General features: G+C 60.1%; 23 protein-coding genes, 1 tRNA gene and 1 riboswitch. Of the genes, 16 read left to right on the top strand and 8 right to left on the bottom strand.

Annotation, left to right across the window (positions count from 1 at the left end):
- Positions 1-24: 24 nt before the first annotated feature.
- The 3 genes from G452_RS20555 to G452_RS18680 form a co-directional block, all read right to left on the bottom strand.
- On the bottom strand, positions 25-2,538 hold the full coding sequence (locus G452_RS20555; protein WP_022661863.1) for an ATP-binding protein: 2,514 nt from the start codon (positions 2,536-2,538) through the stop codon (positions 25-27).
- A 176-nt stretch (positions 2,539-2,714) separates the two neighbouring features.
- Positions 2,715-3,308, bottom strand: a complete 594-nt coding sequence (locus tag G452_RS0108665; RefSeq protein WP_022661862.1) for a hypothetical protein — start codon at positions 3,306-3,308, stop codon at positions 2,715-2,717.
- A gap of 61 nt (positions 3,309-3,369) precedes the next feature.
- Positions 3,370-4,326 carry a tetratricopeptide repeat protein gene (locus G452_RS18680; RefSeq protein WP_022661861.1) on the bottom strand — a complete coding sequence of 319 codons (957 nt, stop codon included), beginning with the start codon at positions 4,324-4,326 and terminating at the stop codon, positions 3,370-3,372.
- A 70-nt stretch (positions 4,327-4,396) separates the two neighbouring features.
- Positions 4,397-4,472: riboswitch (cyclic di-GMP riboswitch) on the bottom strand.
- Between the two features lie 218 nt (positions 4,473-4,690).
- Between G452_RS18680 and G452_RS0108655 the strand changes: the two genes are divergently transcribed.
- Genes G452_RS0108655 through G452_RS18675 form a run of 3 tightly spaced genes read left to right on the top strand, consistent with a single transcriptional unit; the run spans position 4,691 to position 7,651 of the window.
- Complete coding sequence (locus G452_RS0108655) at positions 4,691-5,791, top strand: PP2C family protein-serine/threonine phosphatase (RefSeq protein ID WP_022661860.1); 1,101 nt, start codon at positions 4,691-4,693, stop codon at positions 5,789-5,791.
- Position 5,792: 1 nt separating this feature from the next.
- Positions 5,793-6,521: an ATP-binding protein gene (locus tag G452_RS20550; RefSeq protein ID WP_051142017.1), complete on the top strand. Its 729-nt coding sequence runs from the start codon at positions 5,793-5,795 to the stop codon at positions 6,519-6,521.
- A gap of 11 nt (positions 6,522-6,532) precedes the next feature.
- On the top strand, positions 6,533-7,651 hold the full coding sequence (locus G452_RS18675; protein ID WP_022661858.1) for an Hpt domain-containing protein: 1,119 nt from the start codon (positions 6,533-6,535) through the stop codon (positions 7,649-7,651).
- Positions 7,652-7,736: 85 nt separating this feature from the next.
- On the opposite strand, the gene G452_RS0108640 is transcribed toward G452_RS18675, so the two are convergent.
- Together G452_RS0108640 and G452_RS0108635 are read right to left on the bottom strand one after the other, a co-directional pair.
- Positions 7,737-8,111 (bottom strand): hypothetical protein, encoded by a 375-nt coding sequence (locus G452_RS0108640; protein WP_022661857.1) that lies wholly within the window; start codon positions 8,109-8,111, stop codon positions 7,737-7,739.
- Positions 8,112-8,293: 182 nt separating this feature from the next.
- Complete coding sequence (locus tag G452_RS0108635) at positions 8,294-9,670, bottom strand: MBL fold metallo-hydrolase (RefSeq protein WP_022661856.1); 1,377 nt, start codon at positions 9,668-9,670, stop codon at positions 8,294-8,296.
- A gap of 184 nt (positions 9,671-9,854) precedes the next feature.
- Between G452_RS0108635 and G452_RS0108630 the strand changes: the two genes are divergently transcribed.
- The 5 genes from G452_RS0108630 to G452_RS0108610 all read left to right on the top strand — a co-directional run bounded on the left by G452_RS0108630 (position 9,855) and on the right by G452_RS0108610 (position 14,724).
- Positions 9,855-10,673: a substrate-binding domain-containing protein gene (locus tag G452_RS0108630; RefSeq protein WP_022661855.1), complete on the top strand. Its 819-nt coding sequence runs from the start codon at positions 9,855-9,857 to the stop codon at positions 10,671-10,673.
- 96 nt (positions 10,674-10,769) lie between these two features.
- On the top strand, positions 10,770-11,465 hold the full coding sequence (locus G452_RS0108625) for an ABC transporter permease (RefSeq protein WP_022661854.1): 696 nt from the start codon (positions 10,770-10,772) through the stop codon (positions 11,463-11,465).
- Entirely contained in the window at positions 11,462-12,160 is a 699-nt protein-coding gene (locus tag G452_RS18670) for an energy-coupling factor ABC transporter ATP-binding protein (protein ID WP_022661853.1), read from the top strand. The genes G452_RS0108625 and G452_RS18670 overlap by 4 nt, the downstream gene beginning before the upstream one ends.
- 83 nt (positions 12,161-12,243) lie before the next feature.
- The gene (locus tag G452_RS0108615) at positions 12,244-13,308 is read left to right on the top strand and encodes a response regulator (RefSeq protein ID WP_022661852.1); all 1,065 of its coding nucleotides are present in this window, start codon (positions 12,244-12,246) and stop codon (positions 13,306-13,308) included.
- A 120-nt stretch (positions 13,309-13,428) separates the two neighbouring features.
- Positions 13,429-14,724, top strand: a complete 1,296-nt coding sequence (locus G452_RS0108610; protein ID WP_051142016.1) for a radical SAM protein — start codon at positions 13,429-13,431, stop codon at positions 14,722-14,724.
- 16 nt (positions 14,725-14,740) lie between these two features.
- On the opposite strand, the gene G452_RS0108605 is transcribed toward G452_RS0108610, so the two are convergent.
- Both G452_RS0108605 and G452_RS21455 read right to left on the bottom strand, forming a co-directional pair.
- Complete coding sequence (locus tag G452_RS0108605) at positions 14,741-15,379, bottom strand: PilZ domain-containing protein (RefSeq protein ID WP_022661850.1); 639 nt, start codon at positions 15,377-15,379, stop codon at positions 14,741-14,743.
- Between the two features lie 119 nt (positions 15,380-15,498).
- On the bottom strand, positions 15,499-15,660 hold the full coding sequence (locus G452_RS21455; RefSeq protein ID WP_022661849.1) for a hypothetical protein: 162 nt from the start codon (positions 15,658-15,660) through the stop codon (positions 15,499-15,501).
- A 274-nt stretch (positions 15,661-15,934) separates the two neighbouring features.
- On the opposite strand from G452_RS21455, the gene G452_RS0108595 reads away from it, so the two are divergent.
- The 4 genes from G452_RS0108595 (at position 15,935) to G452_RS20545 (ending at position 18,754) form a co-directional block, all read left to right on the top strand.
- Positions 15,935-16,453, top strand: a complete 519-nt coding sequence (locus G452_RS0108595; RefSeq protein WP_022661848.1) for a hypothetical protein — start codon at positions 15,935-15,937, stop codon at positions 16,451-16,453.
- Positions 16,454-16,536: 83 nt separating this feature from the next.
- Entirely contained in the window at positions 16,537-17,100 is a 564-nt protein-coding gene (locus G452_RS0108590) for a TerB family tellurite resistance protein (protein WP_022661847.1), read from the top strand.
- 93 nt (positions 17,101-17,193) lie between these two features.
- Positions 17,194-18,135: a hypothetical protein gene (locus G452_RS0108585; protein WP_155887613.1), complete on the top strand. Its 942-nt coding sequence runs from the start codon at positions 17,194-17,196 to the stop codon at positions 18,133-18,135.
- Positions 18,136-18,193: 58 nt separating this feature from the next.
- Entirely contained in the window at positions 18,194-18,754 is a 561-nt protein-coding gene (locus tag G452_RS20545; protein ID WP_022661845.1) for a CDP-alcohol phosphatidyltransferase family protein, read from the top strand.
- A 294-nt stretch (positions 18,755-19,048) separates the two neighbouring features.
- On the opposite strand, the gene G452_RS0108575 is transcribed toward G452_RS20545, so the two are convergent.
- Positions 19,049-19,124 (bottom strand) — tRNA-Asn (locus G452_RS0108575).
- Positions 19,125-19,388: 264 nt separating this feature from the next.
- Between G452_RS0108575 and lysS the strand changes: the two genes are divergently transcribed.
- Genes lysS through bamA form a run of 4 tightly spaced genes read left to right on the top strand, consistent with a single transcriptional unit; the run spans position 19,389 to position 25,527 of the window.
- A complete protein-coding gene (lysS, locus tag G452_RS0108570) occupies positions 19,389-20,915 on the top strand; it encodes a lysine--tRNA ligase (protein ID WP_051142025.1) in 1,527 nt (508 codons plus the stop codon).
- Positions 20,912-22,144 (top strand): lipoprotein-releasing ABC transporter permease subunit, encoded by a 1,233-nt coding sequence (locus G452_RS0108565; RefSeq protein WP_022661843.1) that lies wholly within the window; start codon positions 20,912-20,914, stop codon positions 22,142-22,144. Before lysS ends, G452_RS0108565 begins: the two co-directional genes overlap by 4 nt.
- On the top strand, positions 22,137-22,823 hold the full coding sequence (locus G452_RS0108560) for an ABC transporter ATP-binding protein (protein ID WP_022661842.1): 687 nt from the start codon (positions 22,137-22,139) through the stop codon (positions 22,821-22,823). The genes G452_RS0108565 and G452_RS0108560 overlap by 8 nt, the downstream gene beginning before the upstream one ends.
- Positions 22,810-25,527, top strand: coding sequence for an outer membrane protein assembly factor BamA (bamA, locus tag G452_RS0108555; protein WP_022661841.1), 2,718 nt, complete (start codon positions 22,810-22,812; stop codon positions 25,525-25,527). The genes G452_RS0108560 and bamA overlap by 14 nt, the downstream gene beginning before the upstream one ends.
- Positions 25,528-25,529 lie beyond the last annotated feature (2 nt).

The following is a 25,529-nucleotide window of genomic DNA, read 5'->3' as shown; positions in this document are numbered from 1 at the left end:
CGCGGCAAAGGAGGACTCTTTTCTTCATGCCGGGGATGCGGGAGAATCATCCTTGCGCGGTTGACCGTCCTGTTTCCGTTTGGCAAGGGCGGTTTCCGCAAAAATGCCGGAAAGCAGCTTGGCGAGGGCGTCCAATTCCACCGGCTTGGAAAGATATCCGCTCATGCCCTGCGCCAGGAATTCTTCCCTGTCCCCCCGCAGGGCGTAGGCTGTCAGGGCGATGATGGGAATGTCGGCCACCTCCTTGAACTCCGGGAGCGTGCGGATTCTTATGGTGGCTTCGAGACCGTCCAGAACCGGCATCTGAATGTCCATGAAGACGATGTCGAAACGATTGTTGCGCAGGAGTTCCAGGGCCTCTTCGCCGTTACCTGCGCTTGTGACGATCATGCCGTGTTTTTCCAGAAAGCGGGTGATGGAAAGCAGGTTGACGCGGTCGTCTTCGGCCACGAGAACTCGCAGCCCCTCCATGTCCAGGCCTGCCGAATCCGTTTTGTCCGGGGCGGTTGGTTTTATGCCCGTTTCGCTGACGGCCAAGGGCAGTCGGACGGAAAATTTCGATCCCTTTCCCGGCGTGCTTTCCACGTCCACGCTTCCCTGCATGAGGTCCACAAGCCGCTTGACGATGGAAAGACCGAGTCCCGCTCCCTGGTAGCGCCGGGTATAGCTGTTGTCCTCCTGCATGAACGGTTCGAAAAGGTGTTGCAGGGCATCCTGCCCGATGCCCGTTCCGGTGTCCTCCACGGTGAAGAGGATGTCGCAGGCCTTCCCTTGTTCGCTTCCCGCCAGCGTCGCCTGCACGGAGACGGTGCCGGCGTCGGTGTATTTCAGGGCGTTCCCGATCAGATTGCTGAATATCTGCTGCAATCTCGACGGGTCGCCCATGAGCGCGGGGGGAATTTCCGGATCAATGTGGAAAATCAGCCGGAGTCCCTTTTGCCGGGCCGATGGCTCGAACAGCGTGGAGAGGGTTTTGAATTCCTCGGCGAGGCTGAAGGGCTCGTTGCGGATCTGCATCTTTTTGGACTCGATGCGCGAGATGTCGAGAATGTCGCCGAGCAGTTGCGTCAGCCGATTGCAGGATTGGATGGCCTCGTGCGCGTAGAGCCGCTGTTCCTTGGTCAGGGAGGTGTCCTCCATGAGCTGGAGCATGCCGAGCATCCCGTTCAGGGGCGTACGGATTTCGTGGCTCATGTTGGCGAGAAAGCGGCTCTTGGCCTGGTCCGCGTTTTCGGCTTCCTCCTTGGCCCGGACCAGGTCCGATTCCATCTGAAGTCTGGACGTGATGTCCCGGACGATTCCGAAAAAGTAGCGCTGATTCCCCTCGGAAAAGGCCGCGAGCCGGACTTCGACGGGCAGGGTGCGTTTGTCCTTGCAAAGGAGCCGCGTCCGGAAGGTGGCCGGCTTGACGCGAAGTTGCTCGAAGAGGCGATCGTTCCGGGCAGCCTGGTAATCCGGCGCGATTTGCGAGGCCGTATGCCCGATGAGTTCGGAGCGGTCGTAGCCCAGGCTGTCGCACGCCGTCTGGTTCACGTCGCGAATGATGCCGCTCCCGTCCAGCAGGAAGAAGGCGTCGCCCGCGTTTTCCACGAGTCTTCTGTAGCGCTGTTCGCTTTTCTCCAATGCGTTTTCGACCGTCTCCCGCTCTGCGAGCTCATGCCTCAATTCGGAGGTCCGCTCGTCCACGGTGCGGCGCAGGAACCAGCTCCAGGCCAGGGCCCAGGCGAGGAAACCAAGGCAGACGGCCAGGGCGACGAGGATTTCATCGCCCCATTTCTCGATGAAGGACGGAGGATTGAAGCGTCCGAACCATTTGTCGTAGAGCTTTCTGTAGGCTCCGGTCTGCCGGGCGATGGCCAGCCCCTCGCTCAGGCTGGAAAGCAGCTCGTCTCTCCCCTCGGGCACTGCGAAACAGTAGTCGCGCGGCTCGATCGGACTTCCCACCGTGATGATGTTTTCCAGTCCGAGCTTCTCCACATTGTAGAGGCCCTGGATCGTCGCCAGCAGCGCGGCGTCGAAGTAGCCCATGGTCAGCAGCCGCATGGCTTCGGCCTGGGTTTCCACGGCCACGACGTTGGAGTTCGGGAACCGCTTCAGGGCGAAATCGTGCATGATGTCGCCGCGCTGCACCAGGATGTCTTTGCCGACGAGGCTGTCCAGGTCGCTTAATCCCGATTCCGAGCGGGTGAAGATGGAGTGGTAGGTGCGGATGAACGGCGGAGAAAAATCAATGTTTTGGTCGCGCTCCGGCGAATAGTACATTCCGGTCATGCCGTCGATTTTCCCAGCTTCAAGCTGGCTGCGGACCTCGCTCCAGGGGCCGAGCTCGATGCGGATGTCCAGGTTCATGATCCTGGCGACCGTCTGCAGCAGTTCCACGTTGAATCCCGTGGGAACTCCGTTCTGCATGTATTCATAGGGAGGGTAATCTTCGTCGCCCCGGAAAAGGTAGGTCCGTTGCGGTTTCGCGGCGGCGTCCGGAGGAAGGAGGCAGGGCAGGACAAGAGCAATGCACATCCCGGCCCACAGCATGAGCATGAAGGCTCGCTGGCGGCTGGCCGCAGAGCATCGTTGCGGCGTTTGCGCGGACCGTGATGCCAAATGACCGGCACAAGGCACGGCGTTCCTCCCTTTGCCCGCTGGGATGGTGGAGAATTGGCGGGTAATAGTATCTATACGCGAATCAAGCGAAAAGTCGAGAACGTGAAGGCGGCTCAGGAAGAGCGGGGGACATGGAAGATATGTTTCAGCATGCGCGACTTGCCGAAGTTTTCGAGCTGCCGGGTCGCAGGCTGGGCGTCCGCATATGTAAGGCCGTGGATGATGTCGTAGCGTTCCTCCACGTTGAGGACGCGGCCGAAATTTTCAAGCTGGAGCTGGAGCGATTCTCCGGAAAAGGGAGTATCGATCTCCCATGCGCAAGTCAGGGAGGCGTCCGCCTGGAGCTGGAAGACGCCGAGCAGATCGTCCTCGCCGAATCCCTTGAGCAAGGGAAGCAGTTGGATTTCAGCCTGTTTCGAATTGATCTGTTCGGGCGACTCCTCGCAGTCGTTGGCCAGGATTTCAATGCCGAAATGCTTGGCCTGCAAGTGCATGCCTTGTCGCAGGACGTTGACCTTGGGGGTGTAGCCGCCGTCTTGGAGGAAATCGCGCAGCAGCCTTTTGCGGTTGGGACCGACCGCCATGAGACCGAGGTGGGTCCGCCAGCTCTCGCCGCGTTGCTGTTGAAGCCTTTTGATGGCGGGGCGGGTCAGGTGCAGCAGGGCGATCGCGTGGAACGTTCCGGATATGATGACTTTCAATTGCATGTACTCTCGGTGCTCCCGAAACACCGATACAGTTCAGAACATGCAAACGCAAGTGCCGGATTCAGTTGATGACGTCCACGTGGCCGGTACGGCGGTCGTAGTGGAGCAGCTTTTCCCCGCGGGAACGGCTCCGCTCCTGCTTTTGCTTTTGCACGGGGCGCTCCACGACCTTGCCGATTTCGGAGACGGCCTTGAGCAGGGGGGCAGCCAGTTCCGAGCGGTCCAACTGGGCTTCCTGCATGATCTTTTCCACATGGATGACGAGGTAGCGGGCAAATTCGCGTGCTTCTTCCGCAGACGCGTTCAGGTCCAGGCTGGCGGCGAGGTTGGACACGCAGGCCTGGTAGTCGCCCTTTTCGAAGCTTGCCCGTGCGAGGTTGAAATAAAGGTTCTCATCCGTGGAATCGAATTCCAGCCCGCGTTGGAAGTAGGCCAATGCTTCGTCGAACATGCCCTTCTTGCGCATCTGGATTCCGAATTCGTTGAAGAGGTGCTTGTGTTCCGGGGCGAAGGCGGCATTGATGGCCACGAGTTCCGTAAACACGAGGCGCGCCTTGTCCGTCTCGTTGCGCGCGAGATACACGAGCCCCAGGCCGAAAAGCGCGCGAACGCACTTCTCGTCGAGGTCCAGCGCGATGTTGTATTCGAACTCGGCGGAATAGGGTTCTCCGCGCTGACGATGGCTGTCGCCGCGTTCCACGGCGGTTTGTATCTTGCGCAGAACCGGCATGATCTTCGTGTTGAAGATGTCCACCTCGGGGTGGAAATCCTTGAAGAACTGCGCAGAAGAAATAACCGAGACATCGCCGGAGGGGGCCAAGTGATTGTTGACCCGCTGGACTTCAAAAAGGTCGTCGCCAATCTGCTTGCCGATCCAGAGAATCTTGGATTCCTTCTTCTGGGTGGTGGTCCCGGTGCCTATCTTGATGATCTTTCGCGTCGAAAAGGCGCACTTCGGCATTCCGCTGGTCCGCACATACTCGTCCCAGGCTTCCGCGGCTTCGTTCGGCTTGCTCATTTTCAAAGTCCTCCAGTGGCCACCTTTCCGCTCATCATGATTGATCAGGGAAACGGAAACCTTGCCTGGGTTGTGCGGTCTGGCAATCTCGGAAGAGACCCATGACTTTCCGTCCCCGCCTTGCGACGGGTTTAGCTTTTGACATGTGGAGACTATGTTTGAGCGGGCAGATTGTCAAATCAAGAAACCGACATGTTTTCGCAGGGATATAAATGAGGCCTCCTAACTATCTGATAATTATTCTCAAGTTTTTTGTTATGAATATGTGACGCAAACCCGGTCCTGCCGGACTTGTCCTTTGGTGCAAAAACTGCGATGGAGAATAGTCTGATTTTAGTACGTTGTGAGCGCATGAGGAAGAATAATGCCGACAAAGCAGCGCATTCTGGTCGTTGACGACGAGCCAGTAAATATTCTTGTTTTGCAAGGACTTTTGAAGAGCGCGGGCTTCGATGTCGTTTCCGCCAACAGCGGGGAAGAGGCTCGCGAGTCCGTGGACAGGCAACCTCCGGACCTGATTCTGCTCGATATCATGATGCCCGGGGAGTCCGGTCTGGAAACATGCAGGATATTGCAAGAAAATCCAGCCACATCGGGAATCCCCGTGATCTTTCTGTCCTGCCTCGACCGGGTCGACAATAAAATTGAAGGCTTGAGCCTTGGGGCCGTCGACTACATCGCCAAGCCGTTTCACGGACCTGAGGTCTTGGCCAGGATTCGAAGCCATCTCGGCTTTTCCCGCAAGCGGGAGCGGATCATCGAAAGCCAGTCGCAACGGCTCGGCCAGGTCAAGCAGGCCCAGCGGGCCATGCTGGTGGGCCCGGAAGAACTGCCCCAGGCCAATTTTTCCGTGGCCTACATCCCCACGCAGGAAGCCGGGGGGGATTTTTACGACGTGGTGGACCTCGGCGAGGGGCGCATCGGGTATCTTGTCGCGGATGTCAGCGGTCACGACCTGGGCGCTTCGTTTCTGACGTCTTCCCTCAAGGCCCTTTTCCGGCAGAACGCGCGCCCCGAATATTCGGCGGCCCAGACCCTGCGCCAGATCAACGAAGTGCTCCGGGGCATCACCCTTCCGGAAAAATTTCTCACCGCCGCCTATGCGGTGCTCGACCGCGCCCGCGGAATGCTGGACATCGCCCTTGCCGGGCATCCCGCTCCGGTCATCCTGCCCGCCGACGACGCCCCATTCTTTCTCCAGGGCGAGGGCGACATCATGGGCGTCTTTTCCGAGATCGAACTCGGAGAGCTGGAACTTCCCGTGTCTGCGGGCGACCGTCTCGTCCTCTACACCGACGGTCTTGTGGAATCCAAGGGAGTCAGCCTGGCGCAGGAGAATCTGCTCAAGCTCTTCTCAAGCGGCCGCAGCCTGCCCCTGAAAGAGGCGGCCGAGGGAATCGTCGCGGAAATCTACGGTTTTTCCATTCCTGAGGACGACGTCCTGGTCCTGACGGTGGAGGTCTGAGATGTACTCCAGGTCAGGGGGCAAGGATCGTCTTCAGGTGGTCATGAGTGCGGATGTCGGCTACATTGACCGCCTGTGCGACGATATCGCCGCTTTTCTCGCGGACGCCGGATTGGCCGACCTGGAATTCGACATCACCCTGATGCTTCGGGAGGCGGTGTGCAATGCCGTGCTGCACGGCTCGGACCGCGCGCAGGACAAGCAGGTTCGGATCCTTGTGGAATGCGGCTCCGAGAGCCTGATGTTGCGGGTCCGGGACGAAGGACCGGGCTGGGACTGGAAACAGCATGACTGGTCTCCGCCGCCGCCCACCGAGGAGGGGGGACGGGGGCTTTTCATTGTCCGGCATTACTCCGACGGCGTGCGTTTCAATGATCGGGGTAATGAAATCAGTATAACCAAACGATATAAGGCTCGGGAGGAGGGCATGGATACAACGAAGCAGAAGGCGCGCCGCGAGGTCGTCATGGGGCAGGTCCTTTCCGCAGGGGTTCTGGACGAGTACCGTGCCGACTTTAAAAGTTACATCGACGGCGGCGTACGGGAACTCGTCTTGGATTGCTCGTCGCTGGAAGCGGTCGATTCCATGGGCATCGGCCTGCTGGTCGCCACGCACAACAGCCTGACCAAGCTCGGCGGCGAACTCGTCATGATCAACACTTCCGAACCGATCTACAACCTGATGAGCACCATGCGTCTGAACCGCCATTTCACGGTGCGACGGGCCTAGGGGAGAAACCCATGTCCTATGTCGGAGACGAACTCGTCGTCAGTTTCGTAGAGGATTGCAGAGATCATCTGGCCCACATCGAACAGGATCTGCTCGACCTGGAAGCCGCGGGCAAGGGCGCGGACGGCTCCCTGGTGAACTCGGTTTTCCGCGCGGCGCATTCCATCAAGGGCGGCGCCGGCATGCTCGGCTTCAACAACATCAAGACGCTCGCCCATAAGCTTGAGAACGTGCTGCACATGATCCGCAGCGACGAGCTCGACCCTTCCCAGGAAGTGGTGGACACCCTGCTCAAGGGATTCGACCGTCTTTTGACCCTTGTCGAAAGCGTGGACCAGAGCGATTCCATGTCCATAGACGAGGCGCTCCAGCCTTTGACCCTGCTGATCTCGCCGGACAGTCCGGAGGCCGCTTCCCCGGCAGGCGCGGACATCCGGCTGGACAGCGGCAGCGTGTTCACGGTGGACGCCGTCAGCCTGGAACAGGCGCGCCGGGGCGGCAACAACATCTTTCTGATCGAATACGATTTGATTCACGACATCCATCTGCGCGACTCCTATCCGCTTGAGGTATTCACGGATCTGGAGAAAAGCGGCCGCGTTCTCGATTGCCAGCTGGATTTCGCGGCCGTGGGCAGCCTTGAAGGCGACTTCGGCAACCGGATTCCATTTTACGTGCTCTTCGCCACCATCCTGGAGGCGGATCTGGTCAGCACCGTGACCCGCGTGGCCCTGGAGCGCATCCGCAACCTGGAGACGGCCCTGGAAAGCGGAGCCGTGCAGGTGGTGGACAAGCAGGCCGAGTTCGGCCCGTATGTGCTGCTGGGCGACGAACAGACTTCGGTTTTGCGGTTTCCGCAAAGCGCCACCCTTGATAATGCGCAGCATCTTCGGTCCGCGCTGCTGCAAGGATTGGCGGGCAACCGCCGGTTGCAGCTGGACCTGGAAGAGGTGTCCGAGATGGATTTCCACAGCCTGCAACTGCTTTGCGCGGCCCTGAAACATCATGGCGGCGATGCCGGGAATGTCGTTCGCGAGGGCGGGGTTTCTCCGGAATTGCGCAAGCAGGCCAGAGAACTCGGATTGCTCGCCGAGCCGGGCAAAGGCGTGGAGCCGCTTTTCAGCGAATAGAATCGCTGGCGCATCGTGTCGGCAACGAAAAACCGCCTCCTGAAGAATCAGGGGGCGGTTTTCCGTTGCCGATCCGTTTGGATGGCTATGCGGTCTGGTCGAGACTGTTTCCGGCCTTGGGAAAATCCTCGGCCTGATATCTCTCGACGGCCCGGCGCGTGACGGTTCCGGCCGTTCTGTCCGGGCTGGCTTCGGTGGCGCTTTGGTGAACTGCCGCAAGATTTGCGTGGGACGCGGCTGGCCGATTCGGGATCAGCGCCATGACGGATTGGGATTCGAGGGCTGCGGCTTCGGCCGCGACGTTCTTGTTCTGCTTGACCGCCTGGGCGGCCGGATCGCTCAACGCGGCTACCGAGGCGCTGGCCATGGGATCAATGGCGGAATAATCCGCAACGCCTTCATTGCGGCGGGGGAGCATGGCGGCCAGGGAAAGGCCGTGGTCGGAAATGGCGAAGCTCATGGTTTCTCCCGAAGCGGTGTTGGGGATTGAAATCCGCTCCGCTTTTCTTATCGGCGGGCAAGAGAGAAAACTTTAGGGTGCGAATGCATAAATAAGTGCTCTTGCGGTGCGCCAAAAAAAAAACGGCGACCGGGATACGGTCGCCGCAGTGGGTTCGCGTTCGGAGTCCGGGCTGCGCTCGCCTAGTCCAGGGGGAAGCCCGCCCGTGTCCAGGCCGTGATCCCGCCCGCAAGGGAGTGCACGTTTTCGTAGCCCTGCTTTTTCAGGGCGGAGGCCGCGATGTTGGAGCGGTATCCGCTTCCGCAATAGACCACGGTTCGAGCTTCCTTGGGCAGGGGCAGCCCCTTTTCCAGGACTTCTGTCAGGGGCGTGTGCTTCGCGCCGGGAATGATGCCGCCCTTGACTTCTCCCGGAGTGCGGACGTCCACGATGTTCAGATTCTTGTCGCCGGCGAGTCCGCGCAGTTCCGAGGCGGAGAACTGGTCCAGCTTTTCAAGATCGCGTCCCGAAAGCAGCCAGGCGCTGATGCCGCCTGCGAGGTACCCGAAAATCCGGTCGTAGCCGATGCGATGCAGTTCCGTGGTCATGGCGTCGTAGGCGTCTTTGTCCTCGACCACGAGCAGCAGATCCGCATCCGGCGGAACCACCATGCCGACCCAGTTGGCGAGCTGTTTTTCAAAGCCGATGTTCAGCGAACCGGGAATGTGGAATCCGCCGAAGGCCGCCGTGTCGCGCGTGTCGATGACCAGCGTGCCTTCCTGGATGCGCTCGGCGAAGCGTTCCGGCGGCAAGGCTTTTTCCAGGGGGCAGCACTCGAGCAGGGGGGCGCCGTCCTTGTTCGTGCTGATGATGTGCGTGAAGCTCTTGGGCCGGGCCGGGTAGTCCCCGGTCATGGCCTTGTGGAACTCGTCGAAGGAGGCGAACTGGAGCATGGGATTGTGCTTGCGCTCGAATCCCAAGGTGGAGCTTGTCTTGGAGCTCATGCCCTTGCCGCAGAGCGAGCCCATGCCGTGGGCGGGAAAGACCTCCAGATAGTCCGGAAGTTTCGCGAACTTGTTGTAGAGGGTGTTGTGCAGGTTGCGGACCTGATCCTCGATGACCTCGCTTCCGGCGAGATCGGGACGGCCTATGTCGCCCACGAAAAGCACGTCTCCGGTGAGGATCATCCAGGGCTCTTCGGAGCGGGAGAGGTCCGTGACCAGGACGGAAAGCGCGTCCGGCGTGTGGCCGGGAGTATGCATGAACTCCATTCGCGCGTTGCCTATCTCCAGCTGCTGGCCTTCGGCGACCTTGCTGAAGCGGAAGTCCACGGGAGATGATTCGTACATCATGATTTCGGCCCCCGTGGCCGCTCGAAGCTCATGCGCTCCGCTGACGTGGTCCGCGTGCACGTGCGTGTCGATGATGTGCGTGATCTTCATCCCTTCCTCGCGCGAGATGTCCAGGTAGTCCTGAATGTCGCGCTTGGGATCGACAACGGCCATTGCTTTGGCCCCCGGGCAGCCGATGGCGTAAGAAAAGCAGCCCAGTCCGGGCACCGTGATTTGCTTGAAGTACATTTTTAGCTCCTCGTTTCAAGATTCAACATTAGATAATAATGATTATCGAAATTGTTTCAAGTAGATTATTGGAAAGTACTTTGCCCGGTGTCGAATCGTCATGAAAATTTTTCTTGTTGACTTGAGCTATCCCCATGCTAGTGGTAGAAAATATGTTCAAGCAAACATGATATGGAGGAAGCAAATGAAACAAGTACGTATGATTGTGATGGTTATGGCGCTGATGCTCCTGACGCTCGGCGTTGCCCGCGCGGAAACCCTGATGATGGCCACGACCACCAGCACCGACAACACCGGCCTGCTTGATTACCTCGCGCCCATTTTCCAGGCGGACACCGGCATCGAGCTGAAATGGACGGCCGTCGGCACGGGCAAGGCTCTCAAGATGGGCGAAAACTGCGACGTGGACGTTCTGCTGGTGCATGCTCCCGCCGCGGAGAAGGCCTTCATCGAAAGCGGTTTCGGTTCGGAACGCCGTCAGGTCATGTATAACGACTTTGTGATCATCGGCCCTGCGGCCGACCCCGCCAAGGTCAAGGGCATGAAGGTGGCCGCCGCGCTGAAGACCATCGCCGGTTCCGGAACGAAGTTCATCAGCCGAGGGGATGATTCCGGCACCAACAAGAAGGAGATTTCCCTTTGGAAGGCCTCCGGCATGGAGCTGCCCGACAAGGAAGCCTGGTACGTCCAGACGGGCCAGGGCATGATCGCCACCATCAAGGTCGCCGAGGAGATGGGCGGGTACACCATGACCGACCGCGGCACCTTCATCAAGTACGCCGACACCAACAACGGCAATCCGCCGCTGGTGGTCCTGGTGGAAGGCGACGACGTGCTCTTCAACCAGTACAGCGTCCTGCTGCTGAACAAGGAGCATTGCCCGAACGCCCGCCACGACCTGGCCGAGAAGTTCGCCGACTGGATGACCTCCGAAAAGGGACAGAAGATCATCGGCGATTATCTGATGCTGAACCAAAAGCTCTTCACCCCCAACGCAAAGTAATATAGTTGTTTTCGGACGGGGGAGCGGCTGACCGCTCCCCCGCCTTTTGTGTTCGCATCCGGCACGCCCGTGCCGCAAACCGGAATGCCGCAGCTTATGGATTTCATCGCGCAAGGAGTGCTTGAGGCATTTCGCCTGCTCATGCTGGGGGACCCGCAGACGTGGTCCGCCGTCCGCACGACCATCGGCGTTTCCACCATGTCCATCATGGCGAGCCTGGTGCTGGGGGCTCCGCTCGGCTTCGCTCTCGGCTACTATGAATTTCCCGGCAAGCGGGGCGTTCGCCTCCTCGTGGACACGCTGCTCAGCCTGCCCACCGTGGTCATCGGCCTGCTCGTCTACGCCTTCATCACCCGCCAGGGCCCTCTGGGCGACTTCGGGCTGCTCTTCACCATGCGCGGCATCGCCCTGGGCCAGACTCTGCTCGGACTGCCCGTTGTCGTGGCCATGACCGCCACCGCCGTGGAGAGCCAGGACCGCAGGCTGCGCCAGACGTTGCTGACGCTGGGGGCAAGCCCGGGCCAGGTGCTGCTGACCACGCTCGCGGAGGCCCGTTTCGCCGTGGCGCTCGCGGCCATGGCCGCGTATGGGCGCATCGTTTCGGAGGTAGGCATTTCCATGATGGTCGGCGGCAACATCAAGTGGCACACCCGGACCATCACCACGGCCATCGCCCTGGAAACGGGCAAGGGGGAATTCGGCATGGGCGTCGCTCTCGGCCTGGTGCTCATGTTCATCGCCTTCGCCGTGAACCTGCTGGCCGTCATGCTGAGGAGGTCGTCGCAGCGATGACCGAACCCCTTTACCGATTGGAAGGAGTGCGCCGCATCTACGGCGAGCGCGTGGCCCTGGACGTGCCGCAGCTGGCCATTCCCGAAGGCGGCATCCTGGGGGTGGCCGGCCACAATGGTTCGGGAAAGAGCACCTTGATGCGCATCCTGGCTTTTCTGGAAGCGCCCGACAAAGGCGTGCTCTATTTCATGGGCAGGCCCGCCGGACCGGCGACTCCTAACATCCGCAGACAGGTGGCGCTGCTGACCCAGGAACCGTATCTGCTCCTGCGCTCCGTCGCGGCCAATGTGGGGTACGGTCTCAAGGTGCGGGGCGGTTTTCGTTCCGTGGAAATTCAGGCGCGGGTGAACGAGGCGCTGGAAACGGTCGGCCTCGAACCCGATTCCTTCGCGCGCAGATCGTGGCGGGAGCTTTCCGGCGGCGAAGCCCAGCGGGTGGCCCTGGCCGCGCGGCTGGCGCTGCGTCCGAAGGTGTTGCTGCTGGACGAGCCCACAAGCAGCCTTGATCCCGAAAACGCCGAGCGCATCATGACCGCCGCCATGCTGGCCCGAAGAGAATGGGGCGCAAGCCTGGTCATCGTCAGCCACGACCGGAACTGGCTGGAATCCGTAAGCGACGGCGTCGTTCTCATGGAACGCGGCCGGGTGTCGTCTGTTCCGGAATTTTGTCTGCCGCCGGAAAACGGCCGGACCTGACGGCTCCGTCGTCCTTGACTTGTTCTGCTTTCGACGGGTATTCGTAACAATACGAAAATCATGGGCAGTCAAGGGAGTGCGCAATGGCAGCGGAAGGCGGACGCAAGACAATTCTCATCGTGGATGATGAAGAGATCAACCTGAAGGTACTGTCCGGATTCGTGGAGAGCTTCGGATACGATTTTCTTCTTGCCGATTCCGGGCGCAAGGCGCTGGACATGATTCAGAATGCCGACCTCGTGCTGCTGGACGTGATGATGCCGGACATGGACGGCTTTGAAGTGGTTCAGAAGATCCGCTCCATGCAGGGGTTTCAGGATTTGCCCGTGGTCATGGCCACGGCTCTCTCGGACAAGCGCGACCGTCTCGACGCGGTCCGTTCGGGTGCCAGCGACTTCATCACCAAGCCTGTGGACGTGACGGAACTGCGGATTCGTCTCGACGCCCATCTTCGGCTCAAGGAATACCACGACCAGGTCATGCGCTACCAGGAGGGACTGGAGCGGCTAGTGGCCGAGCGCACCCGCGAGCTTGAGGAGGCCCAGGAAGCCAAGATGGCCGCTCACCTGGAGACGCTGCGGCGGCTTTCCCAGGCGGCCGAATACAAGGACGAGGACACGGCCCGCCACATCGACCGCATGAGTCGCTATTCCGCGCTGCTGGCCGAAAAGCACGGCCTGGACCGTGCGGAGGTCGATCTCGTTCTGCACGCCAGCCCCATGCACGACATCGGCAAGATCGGCATCCCGGACTCCATCCTGCTCAAGCCCGGCCCCCTGACCCCGGAAGAGTGGGAGATCATGAAGACCCACACGCTGATCGGGGCCAATATTCTGGACTCCCCTTCCTCCGCCTATCTCGAGGCGGGCAGGATCATCGCCATCAGCCATCATGAGAAGTGGAACGGTTCCGGATACCCGAGGGGCCTTTCCGGCGAGAATATCCCGCTGCACGGCAGGATTTGCGCCATTGCCGACGTCTTCGACGCCCTGACGACCCGAAGACCCTACAAACAGCCTTATTCCAACGAGAAAGCCCTGACCATCATGCGCGAAGGACGAGGAACTCATTTCGATCCGGGGTTGCTCGATCTCTTCCTGACGAACCTGGACGAAATCCTGGCCATCCAGGAGCGCTTCCGGGATTAGACCGCATCCTTTGCCCCTGAAAGGGGCGTTGCATCCGATGAATGCGTTGTAACGATATCGGCATGCCATCGTAACCTGACCTTCAATTCGGGGCGGCGGCATGGGCGTATTGTTGCAAACATGAGCAGATCGCCCTTCCTTTCCCCCTCGGCATGGTTGCGGCTGGCGCGCAAGCGGGTTCCGGGCCAGGTCGTCGTCCAGTACACGACCCGGTGCAACGCTTCCTGCACCCAGTGCGGCATGCGGACGTCCAATCCCGAACCGCGCGTGACCATGAAGCCGGATCAGGCGCGGCGGCTGATCGACGCCATGGCCGAACGCGGCGTGTTCTCCGTTTCCTTTACCGGAGGCGAGCCCCTGCTCCACGCCGAAGAGATCGTCGCACTCGCGAACCACGCAGCGAGCGTGGGGATCCGCTTCATTCGTACCGGCACAAACGGTTTTGTGTTCCGCAATCACGACCGCCCCGATTTCATGGACCGCATCAGACGGCTTGCCGATCTCCTGGCTGGCAGCGCGCTGAACAATTTCTGGATCAGCCTGGATTCGTCCGACCCAGCCCTGCATGAACGCAACCGGGGTCTGCCGGGCATGGTGGCGGGCCTGCGCAAGGCTCTGCCCCTGTTCCACGAGCGCGGTCTCTACCCCGCCGCCAACCTGGGCATCAACCGTCTGACCGGAGGGGCGGGACTGGTTCCCGATGCGGACGAGCCTTTCGAGCAGGAACGCTTCCGGGCGGCTTTCGACGAGGCCTTCCGGCGCTTTTACGCTTTTGCGGAGGAGTTGGGCTTCACGACGGTCAACGCCTGCTACCCCATGAGCATGGATGCGGAGGAGGCCGGGGACGGCGCTGTGTATGCCGCCACTTCCACCGACGGCTTCATACGTTTCAGCCGCGAGGAAAAGGCGGCCATGCTGCGCGCCCTCTTCGACGTCATTCCGGAATTTCGCCACAGGCTGCGCATCTTCACCCCGCGCAGCGCGCTTCTGGCCTTGATGCGGCAGCATGTGGGGCTGGACGAGGGGATGTTCCCTTGCCGTGGGGGAATCGACTTCTTCTTCGTGGAGGCGGGAAGCCTGGATGCCTTCCCATGCGGGTATCGCGGAAAAGAGAATCTGGGAAAATTCTGGGAGCTGGACGTGAATCGTTTGGACCGCCGCCAGGTCTGCGAGAAGTGCGACTGGGAATGTTTCCGGGATCCGTCCGTGCTGCTTCAGCCCATGCTCAACGTCCTGGAAAATCCGTTCACGGCGTGGGCCCGTCTTCCGAGGCACAAGGGGTTCCTGCGCGCGTGGTACGAGGATTTGCGATACTATCGAGCCTGCGGCTGGTTCGATGCCCGCTCCGCGCCGGATTACGGGCGCATGGCGCAGTTCGCCCGAACGGGGCAGGCGGCGTTGCTGCCCGTCTTCTGATTTCCGTCGAGTCTGGTCAGCGGCAATCGGGCCTTACCGGGCCGCTGAAGACGCTTTCCACGTATTCCCCCAACAGCTTGCGCGCTTTTTCCTCTTCATGCAGGAGCAGTACCGCGTAGCGTTTTCCCGAAGCGATGAATTCGCGCAGCAGGCGGCAGCGGAAGGAAAAGCGTATTTCCGGGTCGATGACGTGGAATTCAAGGAGAAGCTCGTCGTTTTCCGTGAAGAGGAAAACGGGGTGTTCTTGGAAAACGTCTTCCAGGGCCACGCGGAACGCGCTGGCGGAAATATCGTGCACGAGGCCGGGCAGGTCGAGTCCGTTGCCGATGATCCGGGACGGAAAATTGCACAGCAGGCGTCGTTCGCTTCGCTGGTCGCAGGGCGTGGTCTTGTCTGGAAAGGTCAGGAAAAGGAGCGATTCGGAACTCTTCGGCTTTTCCAGCAGCGGTGCGTCAAAGCCGAGCAGCGTGCTTTCGTGGGCGTAGCGCACGGAGACGAACGGATGCTTCCGCAGGCCTTTGGCCGCCATCGCGGGCAGGTCGGCATAGACCACGAGCAGGCGGCCTTCTTCTTTTCCCACCAATACGCCCAGGTGGCGTTCCTCAAAATGTGCGCATTGAATCAGCAGCGTGTCGCCGATATCGAGATGTAGCATGCTTCTCTCCGGGCTCAATGGCGGAGGGACGCGCCTTTGCGCCCCCATCGCATCTATGCCGTAAATGGAGAGGACGGGCAAGGAGGAGGAAGGTTCTTCCGTGGTTTCGTGTGCTCGGATCAGTGACGGTTTTGTTCGCGCGTTTTGGCCGCGTCGAAATCCAGCTCGATGGGCATGCGGCTGGCAAACGACTTGGTGCGGGACTTGCCGCGTCGCAACAGGGTGCAGGTCAGTCCGAAGCCAAACAGGGCAAGGCCGGATAGCAGCAGGGTGCTTTGCATGGTCATTCCTCGTGTTGCGGGGGCGCTCCGCTGGAAAATGAGCGGGCCGGCGGAAAATCACGCTGGGCGTGCGAAAACCCCCGGTATTGGCCGCTCCATCGCGACCGACATGAAAACGGAAGGGTGCGTTTAATACAAAAGGATGTGCTTGGCAAGAATTCCGATCACGACCGGGGAGCCTGCGCGGTTGGCAAGCGGTCCATGTGGATGTAAAGGGAGGGAAAGGTTTCGCGCGTTCAGGATAACTTCGCGGGAACCAGGGAGAACAATACGCATGAATAAGCTGGCCATTACCGTCACGTTGGCTCTCGAGGAGGAAAATCTCGAGGATGCCTACCTGGATTTCCTGCTCACCGTGGACGGCACGTATCTGCACGATTCCCAGAACCATTGGGTCGATCCCATGGACCTTGCCGCCAGCGCCGCTGCGCCCGGAGAGTATTTCATCTTTACCTGCAATTGCGGCGACCCCGGCTGCGTGGGCATCGACGAGGGGATACTCGTCGGCCACGACAGCAGCTCCGTGACCTGGAAACTGCGCACTCCCCTGGGCTGGCCGCCGGAAGACGAGCTGCCGGAATGGACGCACGAAGTGGAATACCGTTTTCCGCTCGAAGAGTACGTTCAGGTCGTGGCCGGAGCCTTGCGGCAGGCAAAGACCCTCGTGCGCCATTGGCGCTCGCCTGGCCGGCTTTGGGTCGGCCCCGACATGACGGTGGAGGAGCTCATGGCCTTGGAGGTTTCCCAGGAGGCCCCCCCCACATCTGCAGCAAGGAGCCGTTTCGTTCACTGAGCGCGCGGCAGTGCCGGATCGTCCCTGGCGGCGATGGCCGGGGATTGCCGGGAACGTGACATGGGTCGATCGGAGGTTGAGCAATGGGTGTGCTTGATGTGATTCCCGGCGTCAGCGCCGCCAAGAATATCGCCGCGGGAGTGGGCGGCGCGGCTCTTGGTGGCGTGATGGGCTTTTTTGTCGGGCGGCGCGGACAAAAGGAAGCCCGCAAGGAACTGGAAGTGGCCCGCAAGGAGTTTGAACAGGAAAAAAACCGGCTTCTTGCGCGGCTGGAGAAAATCGACCAGGAGCGAGAGGAAATGGCCCTGCTCCGCGTGGCCCTGCTGCGGCAGCTCGCCTGGGAGGACGGCGTTCTCTCGGACAGCGAAAAGCTGTTCATCATCGATTATATCGTGCACAGTGAAGAGATCATGGACAGCAAGAAGATCGAGGCCATCAAGGAACTCGACCTCAAGCCCGCGCGGATTTCCAGCTTCCTGAAGCATGTGGCCGAGCGCTTCGGCTCTCCGCCGCATATCTGCGGCTCGCGCATCGAGGCGGAGGGCTTTGTCAGCGTGTTGACCAAGGTCGCCCATGTCGACGGTGAATACACCAGGGACGAGGAACGGTACGTGGAGTACGTCAAGCGTCTCGTGGGAGTTTCCTGAGGAAATCCCGATCGGATGGGATGCGAGGTTGACTGATCCCGGCGGATTGGAATAGCGAATCAGGTTGCGTGTGCGGCAATGCCGCCGAACCGGATGTTGGATCTGAAGCACGAAAACGGGTTGCACGTGGGCAATACGACACGCATCGATCTCCATTACCATGCCAACGTGTACGGACTTTCCCGCAGGCTGCGGCGAAAGCGCGTCCGTCTGACGCGCAGGATTGTCGCCGACGGCGGTCTCGCCTGCCTCGCATCCACCGAACATTCCTACAAGAATCCTCTGGAGGCGTACCACCATCTCCTGGAAGTCGCCGAAGGGGGATGTACGCATGTTCTGCCCGGCGTGGAGGCGGTTTCTTCGGAGAACGTCGAAGTCATTTTTCTGTTCCGGGACGAAGACCATCTTCGCAAGGGCCTGGGACTGCTGCCGAGTTTTGGCTGGTCCTGCCGGGACGCGGCCCGCATCGCAGCCGAGCTGGACTGCATCACCTCCATCCCCCATCCGTTTCACATCTGCAGGAGCGCCGCCGGGAACGTCCTCTCCAGCGACGCGTACGCGGCATTGCTGAACATGGTCGATTACGTCGAAATCCACAACAGCTCGGCCCTGACCATCAGTTGCAGGTTGTTCGGCCCCATGACGCGTTCGTTGTTTCGCCGCTCGCTTCACAAGCTGCACGCCACCTTGGACCTTCCGCCTGAAAAGCGGGGCAGGGGCCTGGGCTGGGCCATCGGATCGGACGCGCATTTCCCGCAGGAGCAGTTCATAGTCGGTGAAACCGGGCAGCAGCTGTGCGAAGGTGAAACCTACTTCGACATGTTGCGGCGGAGAATCCGATTTATGCCTTACGGCATGGTTTCCCTTTTCGAGCAGGGGCTTTCCAACGACATGAGCCTCCTGCGCAATTGCCGGAGCGCGATGCAGGAAGGGATCATCAAGAAGTATTGCAAGACGTTGTTTCAGGCGGGAGTGTACGCCACGGCGTTGCCGTTCATCAGTGCGGCGCCCGCTTTTCTCACCAAGATCAGGTAGGGGTCCGTTGGACAGTTTCAATAGAAAGGAACGAAGGACGCAGAAGGCGTTCGCGGTCATGCGGGACAAGCTCTTCAGCCCGCTCGTGATTCTGCTGCAAAAAATCGGGGTCACCCCCAATCAGGTCACGCTGCTTGGCGTCGTTTTTCTGGTGCTCGCCTGTCTGGTTCCACCGGACTGGTACAAGGTCGCCATCGTCTTCATCGTGCTGAACGTGACCTGCGACGGCATAGACGGCCCGCTGGCGCGCCGAAAGGGTCTGGCGCATCCCGGCGGCTCCCTCGTGGACATCGTCGCGGACCAGCTCGGGGTGGTGTTTCTTCCGGCAGCGGCGATCTATCACCTGAATGCGTTCGGTCCGGTCATGCTGCTCTTCAGTTCGGCCTACCTGCTTTTCATCGGGCTGGTGGTCTACGCCAACGAGCTTGGCCTGGAGGTCCGCCTGTTCATCCGTTCCAAGTACCCGTTCTACGTTCTCTATCTCTTCTGTCTTTACCAGCGGGTGGACTGGGTCACGTATTTCTGCGGGGCATTCGGGTTGTATTATTCCGTGGAGTCCTTTTTCACGCTGCGCAAGATCTACCGATATTTCGGGGAGCGTGCCGCGCGGGACGACTGACGTCCGCAAGCTCAGCGATGGAGTGGACGCGCATGTCTTCCGGGGCGTTGATTTCGTCCTGCCGCCGATGCTCCGGCGCAAAAAACGGGTCACCCGGCCTTTCTCAGGCTGGGTGACCCGTTTTTTCAGCTTGCGTATCGGCCTATGGTGAACACCGGCGGCCATGCCTGGCCTTTCGGCATTCCGGATGACGGCAGGGGGCGGCGCGTTCAGCGGCGGCTCGTTTCATATTGATCCGTTCAGACGCGAAAAAGGGCTGACTTGGCGTTTTGCCTTGTCAGCCCTTGATCATTCTGGCTCCCCAGCACGGACTTGAACCGCGAACCTAGTGATTAACAGTCACCCGCTCTGCCGATTGAGCTACTGGGGAATGTGACTCGCTCTCGCGAGGTCGAATCTCTATCGAAAACCGCCCGGATTGGTCAAGAGCTTTTTTGGTTTTTTTTTTCAATTCATGCGCGGTGCCTCGCCCGGCGGCAGGCCGCTTGACGCTCGCAGTGAATTGGCATAGTCATTTCCTTCTTGTGCCTACGGGCTTAAGAGACTTGAATTCACACGGGATATCACTTTGGCAAACAACAATAAGAACAAAAAGATCAAACTGCAGGCCAAGCCTGAGCATGCCGAGCGTTTCATGCCCATGCTTGAGGCTCTGCAGGTGCGTGACGAACTGAACCCGGTCATCAAGACCCGGGTGGAGAAGGCTTGCGCCCTGCTTGAAGGCGGGGTCAATCTCTATCCTAACGATTTTTCTAAAGATTCCAACGTCGAAGATATCCTGAACGAGTTCGGGAAAGCCGATGCCGAAGAGCTGGAAAAGCTCGACCGCGAATTCACCGTGGCCGGCCGCGTCATCGCGTGGCGTTCCTTCGGAAAGGTCACCTTCTTCCAGATTCAGGGAAAGACCGAGGGGCTTCAGGTCTATGCCGCGCGCGATGAACTCGGCGCCGAGCAATACGGATTGTTCAAGAAGTCGGACATCGGCGACATCGTGGGCGTCCGGGGCAAACTCTTCCGGACCAAGACCGGCGAGCTGACCATCGCGGCGGCGGAATGCCGCCTGATGACCAAGTCGTTGCGTCCCTTGCCCGAAAAGTACCACGGCCTCAAGGACGTGGAGATCCGCTACCGCCAGCGCTACGTGGACCTCATCGTCACGCCGCGTACCCGGGAGATTTTCACCAAGCGGACCAAGATCGTGCGCGCTCTGCGCAACTACATGGATTCCAGGGGCTTCATGGAAGTGGAAACGCCCATGATGCAGCCCATCCCCGGCGGGGCCACGGCCAAGCCCTTCGAAACCCATCACAATGCCATGGACATGAAGCTGTACATGCGCATCGCCCCGGAGCTGTATCTCAAGCGGCTGCTGGTGGGCGGGTTCGAACGGGTTTACGAGGTCAACCGCAACTTCCGCAACGAAGGCATTTCGACCCAGCACAACCCGGAATTCACCATGATGGAGTTCTACTGGGCCTATGCCACGTTCGAGGATCTCATGGACCTCACCGAGGACATGTTCTCCAGCGTTGCCGCCGAGGTCTGCGGTTCTCCCGTCGTGGAATACCAGGGCGAGAAGATCGATTTGACCCCCGGAAAGTGGGTCCGCATGCCTTTCCACGAATCGCTGGAACGCATCGGGGGCGTGTCCCCGGACGTTTATTCCGATTACGAGAAGTGCAAGGCCCTGGTGAAGCAGAAGGGCGAGAAGGTCGTCGAGGGGGAAAAGCTGGGCAAGCTCCAGGCCAAGCTCTTCGACGTTCTGGTGGAGCCCAAGCTGGTCCAGCCCCATTTCATCTATCATTATCCGACGGACATTTCGCCGCTTTCCCGCCGCAACGAGGCGAACCCCGACATCACGGACCGCTTCGAGCTGTTCATGACGGGACGCGAAATGGCCAATGCCTTCTCGGAACTCAACGATCCGGTGGATCAGCGGCTGCGCTTCGAGGAACAGGTTCGGGAGAAGGATGCGGGCGACGAGGAGGCGCACTTCATGGACGAGGACTATGTCCGCGCCCTGGAGTACGGCATGCCCCCCGCCGCGGGGCAGGGCGTGGGCATCGACCGGCTGGTCATGCTGCTCACGGACAGCCCGTCCATCCGCGAGGTCATCCTCTTCCCGCTCCTGCGGCCCGAGGCGGTCACTGGAGGGTCATGAGCCTCGAGTCCATCGTCGCGGTCCGCTATCTCTTCGCGCTCCGCAAGCAATCCTTCATCTCGGTGATTTCCCTGTTCGCCGTGTGCGGCGTGGCTCTGGGCGTCGCCGCTCTGATCGTCGTCATCGGAGTCATGAACGGGTTCACCAAGGATCTCCAGTCCAAGATTCTCGGCGTCAACGCCGACATCATCGTGGGCGGCGGCGTGGGCGGCGTGCACAATCCGGAAAGCCTGGCCGAGGTGATCCGCACGGTGCCCGGCGTCACGGGTGTTACTCCCTTCCTCTATTCCGAGGTCATGCTTTCCGCGCCGGGCGGAGGCGTCAAGGGGCTGGCCCTGCGCGGCATCGACCCGCACAGCGCAGGCAAAGTGCTCAGTCTCGGCAAGGACATGGTCCAGGGCGACATCGAATCCCTGGACACCAAGGACGAAATCCCCGGATTGATCGTGGGAGCGCAGCTCGCCGACAGGTTCGGCCTATGGAATGGCGCCACCATCTATCTGCTTTCCCCCAGCGGTACGCAGACCGCTGCGGGCTACTCGCCGAAAATGCTTCCCTTCCGCGTCGTGGGGATCTTCCGAACCGGGCTGTACGAATACGACACCACGGTGGCCTACGCCACGGTGGAATCGACGCGTGGTCTGCTCGGCTATCCCAAGGGCATCGTATCCGGGCTGGAAGTCAAGGTGGACGACATCTACAAGGCGCCGGAAATCGCAGTGAATCTGCGCGAGCTCCTCGGAGACAGCCCTCTCGACGTGCAGACCTGGCAGGAGATGAACGCGAACCTTTTCGCGGCGCTCAAGCTGGAAAAAACGGCCATGTTCATCATTCTGGCCATGATCGTGCTGGTGGGGTCCTTTTCCATCGTGACCACCCTGGTCATGCTCGTCATGCAGAAAACCAAGGACATCGCCATACTTATGTCCATGGGGGCGGAAGTCTCAAGCATTCGCAAAATTTTCATGTATCAGGGAACGCTCATCGGCGCCGTGGGTACGGTGATCGGTTATTGCATCGGCGTGCCCGTTGCTCTGCTGCTGAAGAAATACCAGTTCATCAAGCTGCCGAAGGATGTGTATCCCGTGGACTATCTTCCAATCCGCCTGGATGCCTTGGATCTGACGTTCATCGGAGCGGCTGCCTTTCTGCTTTGCTTTCTTGCGACCATCTATCCGGCATGGCGAGCTGCCAAGCTGCGGCCCGCGGATGCCTTGCGTTATGAGTAACGAGGCGTTATACGAACTGATCGAAGTGGGGAAGACGTTCCGCGGCCCCACGGAAGAGATCGACGTGCTGCGAAACGTCAATCTCGATGTCGCCGCAGGGGAATCCCTGGCCATTCTGGGGGCGTCGGGCTCCGGGAAAAGCACCTTGTTGCATATTCTCGGAACCTTGGATTCGGCTACGAAAGGTGTTATACGGTTCGCGGGCCGGGACTTGGCGGGCCTGAAATCAGGCGAGCGGACCCGGTTTCGAAATAAAGAGATAGGCTTCATTTTTCAGTTTCATTATCTTCTGCCGGAGTTTAATACACTGGAAAACGTCGCCATGCCCGCGATCATCGCGGGGAAGTCCAGGCAGGAAGCGCTGGCCCTCGCTGAAGAGGCGATTGAAATGGTCGGACTGACCGGCCGAAAGGATTTCGGGGTCACGACCCTGTCCGGCGGGGAGCGCCAACGGGCCGCCATCGCCAGGGCGATTCTGATGCGGCCGCGCGCGGTTCTTGCGGACGAGCCCACGGGCAACCTGGACGAACGGAACGGACAGAGAATTGCGGAAGTATTGGCTGGCCTGAATGCCGACTTGGGAATGACACTCATCGTGGTGACGCACAATGCGGATTTGGCCGGCAAGATGAATCGCCGGTATGAGCTTCGCGCAGGAGAACTGTATGCCCAATCGTAGACGCTGCCTCGCCCTGCTCGCGACAGTGCTGTTTCTCGTCTTGAACTCCTTTTCCGCGCTGGCCCAGGACGTCGGAACGACCAAGGTCGCCGTGCTTCCGTTTCAGGTCAACGCCGGAGGGGATCTCTCCTATCTCAAAGACAGCCTGCCGACACTCATGGCCGACCGCCTCAAGGCGGCCGGGTTCGAAATCACCGACCCGGACGCCGTGCAGCGTGTCCTCGAGGAGATGGGGATCAGCGTCGTGGACCTGGCCAAGGCTCGCGAAATAGCCCTCATGACCGGCTCCAGCTACGTTCTCTATGGGAGCTTCTCCCAGCTCGGCGATTCCCTCAGCATCGATTCACGCCTTGTGGAGGCTTTCGGCAAGGAACCTGCGCAGCCGATCGTCGCCGAGACGGAGGGCATCATCAACCTCCTGCCGCTTGTCGACGATGTGGTCGCGCAGGCGAAGAAGGTCATGCTCAACCAGCAGCCCATCGCCGTCATCGACGTCGATGGAACCAAGATCCTGGACAAGGAAGTGGTCTTGATGCGTCTCGGCCTCCAGAAGGGCGAGACCTATGATCCGGCCCGGATCAACCAGGAATTGAAAAATATTTATGACCTCGGCTACTTCGACGACGTGAAGGTCGTGGTTTCCGACGTTTCCGGCGGAAAGAAGGTGCTGTTCCAGGTCGTGGAAAAGCCCCGCATCCAGGAGCTTGGCGTCAAAGGTGCGGACAAGCTGGACGAAGCGGACATCCTTGAAGCGGTTTCCACCAAGAAAGGGGCCGTGTTGAACCTCAAGGTGCTTCGCGACGACATGAACACCATCCGCGGTCTTTACCGTACGGAAGGGTACTACAAGACCAAGGTTTCCTACGAGGTCGAGGGCGGGGAAAACGGGCAGGCCAAACTTAATTTCGTGGTCGAGGAAGGCCCCAAGCTCTACATCAAGGAAATCATTCTCGACGGCGCCGAACAGGTCGATGCCGATGACCTCAAGGGAGAATTGGCCCTTTCCGAGAGCGGCATCATGAGCTGGTTCACTTCCTCGGACGTCCTCAACGAGGAGTTGCTGGAGCGCGACGCCACGGCCATAAAGGCTTACTACGGCAACCGCGGCTTCCTTGACGTTCAGGTCGGACGTCCCGAAGTGGACTTCCGCGACGACGGCATCTACGTCACCTTCCGCATTTCCGAAGGCCAGCGGGTCAAGATCGGAAACATCCAGTACAAAGGCGATTTGATCGAATCCCCGGAGGAACTGGACAAGGTCATCAAGCTCGACGAAGTCCGCGAAGACGAGGAATACCTCAATGCTTCCGTGGTGCGCGAAGACGTGGAAGCGCTGACTGCCCTGTACAGCAATCAGGGCTACGCCTACGCCGATGTCGGAGTGCAGTTCGCCCAGGGCGCGACCCCGGAGCTGACAGATGTCATCTACACCCTTTCCAAGCACCAAAAGGTCCATATCCGCCGGGTGCTTCTGGAAGGAAACACCAAGACGAGGGACAACGTCATCCTGCGCGACGTCTCCTTGTCCGATGGCGACACCTTCAGTGCCAAGGCGCTCCAGGATTCCGTGAAGGCTCTGGAAAACCTCGCTTATTTCGAGGGGGTGGACATCGAACCCATTCCCACCGGCGACCCTGACGAAATGGACCTGAAGGTCAAGGTCAAGGAGGCCCCCACCGGCCAGATCGGCGGCGGTTTCGGCTTCTCCTCCACCGGCGGCTTTTATGTGGCCGGCGCGATTCAGGAAAACAACCTCTTCGGCAAGGGCTACATGCTCAGCCTGAGCGGTTCGTACGGCGGCAGTTCCAACGAGTTTTCCCTGCAATTCGTGGACCCGCGCTACGACGATCAGCCCTGGGGCTATTCGCTGACCGCCACCCGTTCCGTGAATGATTACGACGAATACGACATGAGCGACCTGAGCCTGACCGGGGCTCTGCTGTATCCGCTCGGCGACCACACCCGGGCCAAGCTCAGTTATACCGCCAGCTTCTATAATATCTACGACGTGGCTTCGGATGCTTCCGACTCCATCAAGGACGACGAAGGAAATCATCTGCTCAGCGCCGTTACGGCCACCATCGCCAGGGCGAACCTGACGCGCGACACCTTCTTCATCTCCGAGGGCACGTCCCAGAGCGTTGCGCTCACTTACGGCGGCGGCGTGCTTGGGGGCGACGACGCCTTCGTCAAGTATGGATACGATATCGAGCATTACGAGCCGATCTTCTGGGACATGTCCTTCCGCGCGCACGCGAACCTCGGGTATGTTCACGAGAACTTCGGCGGCGATGACATCCCCACGGCGCAACGCTATCGTCTCGGCGGCATTACTTCCGTTCGCGGGTACACGAACAGAAAGATTTCCCCGCGCGATGAAAATGGCGAGGCCATCGGCGGCGACAAGGCCCTCTACACCAACCTCGAACTTCTTTGCCCCCTCAGCAAGGAATACGGCGTGCTCGGCATTCTCTTCTTCGACGCTGGCAATGCCTGGAAGGAAGGGGAATGGTTCACCACATCCGACAACACGACGACCGAGGAAGGCGGCGATCCTTCCCTTGGACTCTATAAGAGCGTCGGTATCGGCGGACGTTGGAACTCGCCCATGGGGCCGCTGGAAATTTATTGGGGGTATGGCTTGGACGAACTTCAGGACAGTTCCAACAACCGTCTTGAATTCCGCATGGGCCAGACGTTCTAGAG

Source organism: Paucidesulfovibrio longus DSM 6739, from assembly GCF_000420485.1.
Lineage (GTDB): Bacteria > Desulfobacterota > Desulfovibrionia > Desulfovibrionales > Desulfovibrionaceae > Paucidesulfovibrio > Paucidesulfovibrio longus.
Note: the sequence above shows the minus strand (reverse complement) of the source record. Positions and strands in the feature narration are given on the sequence as shown.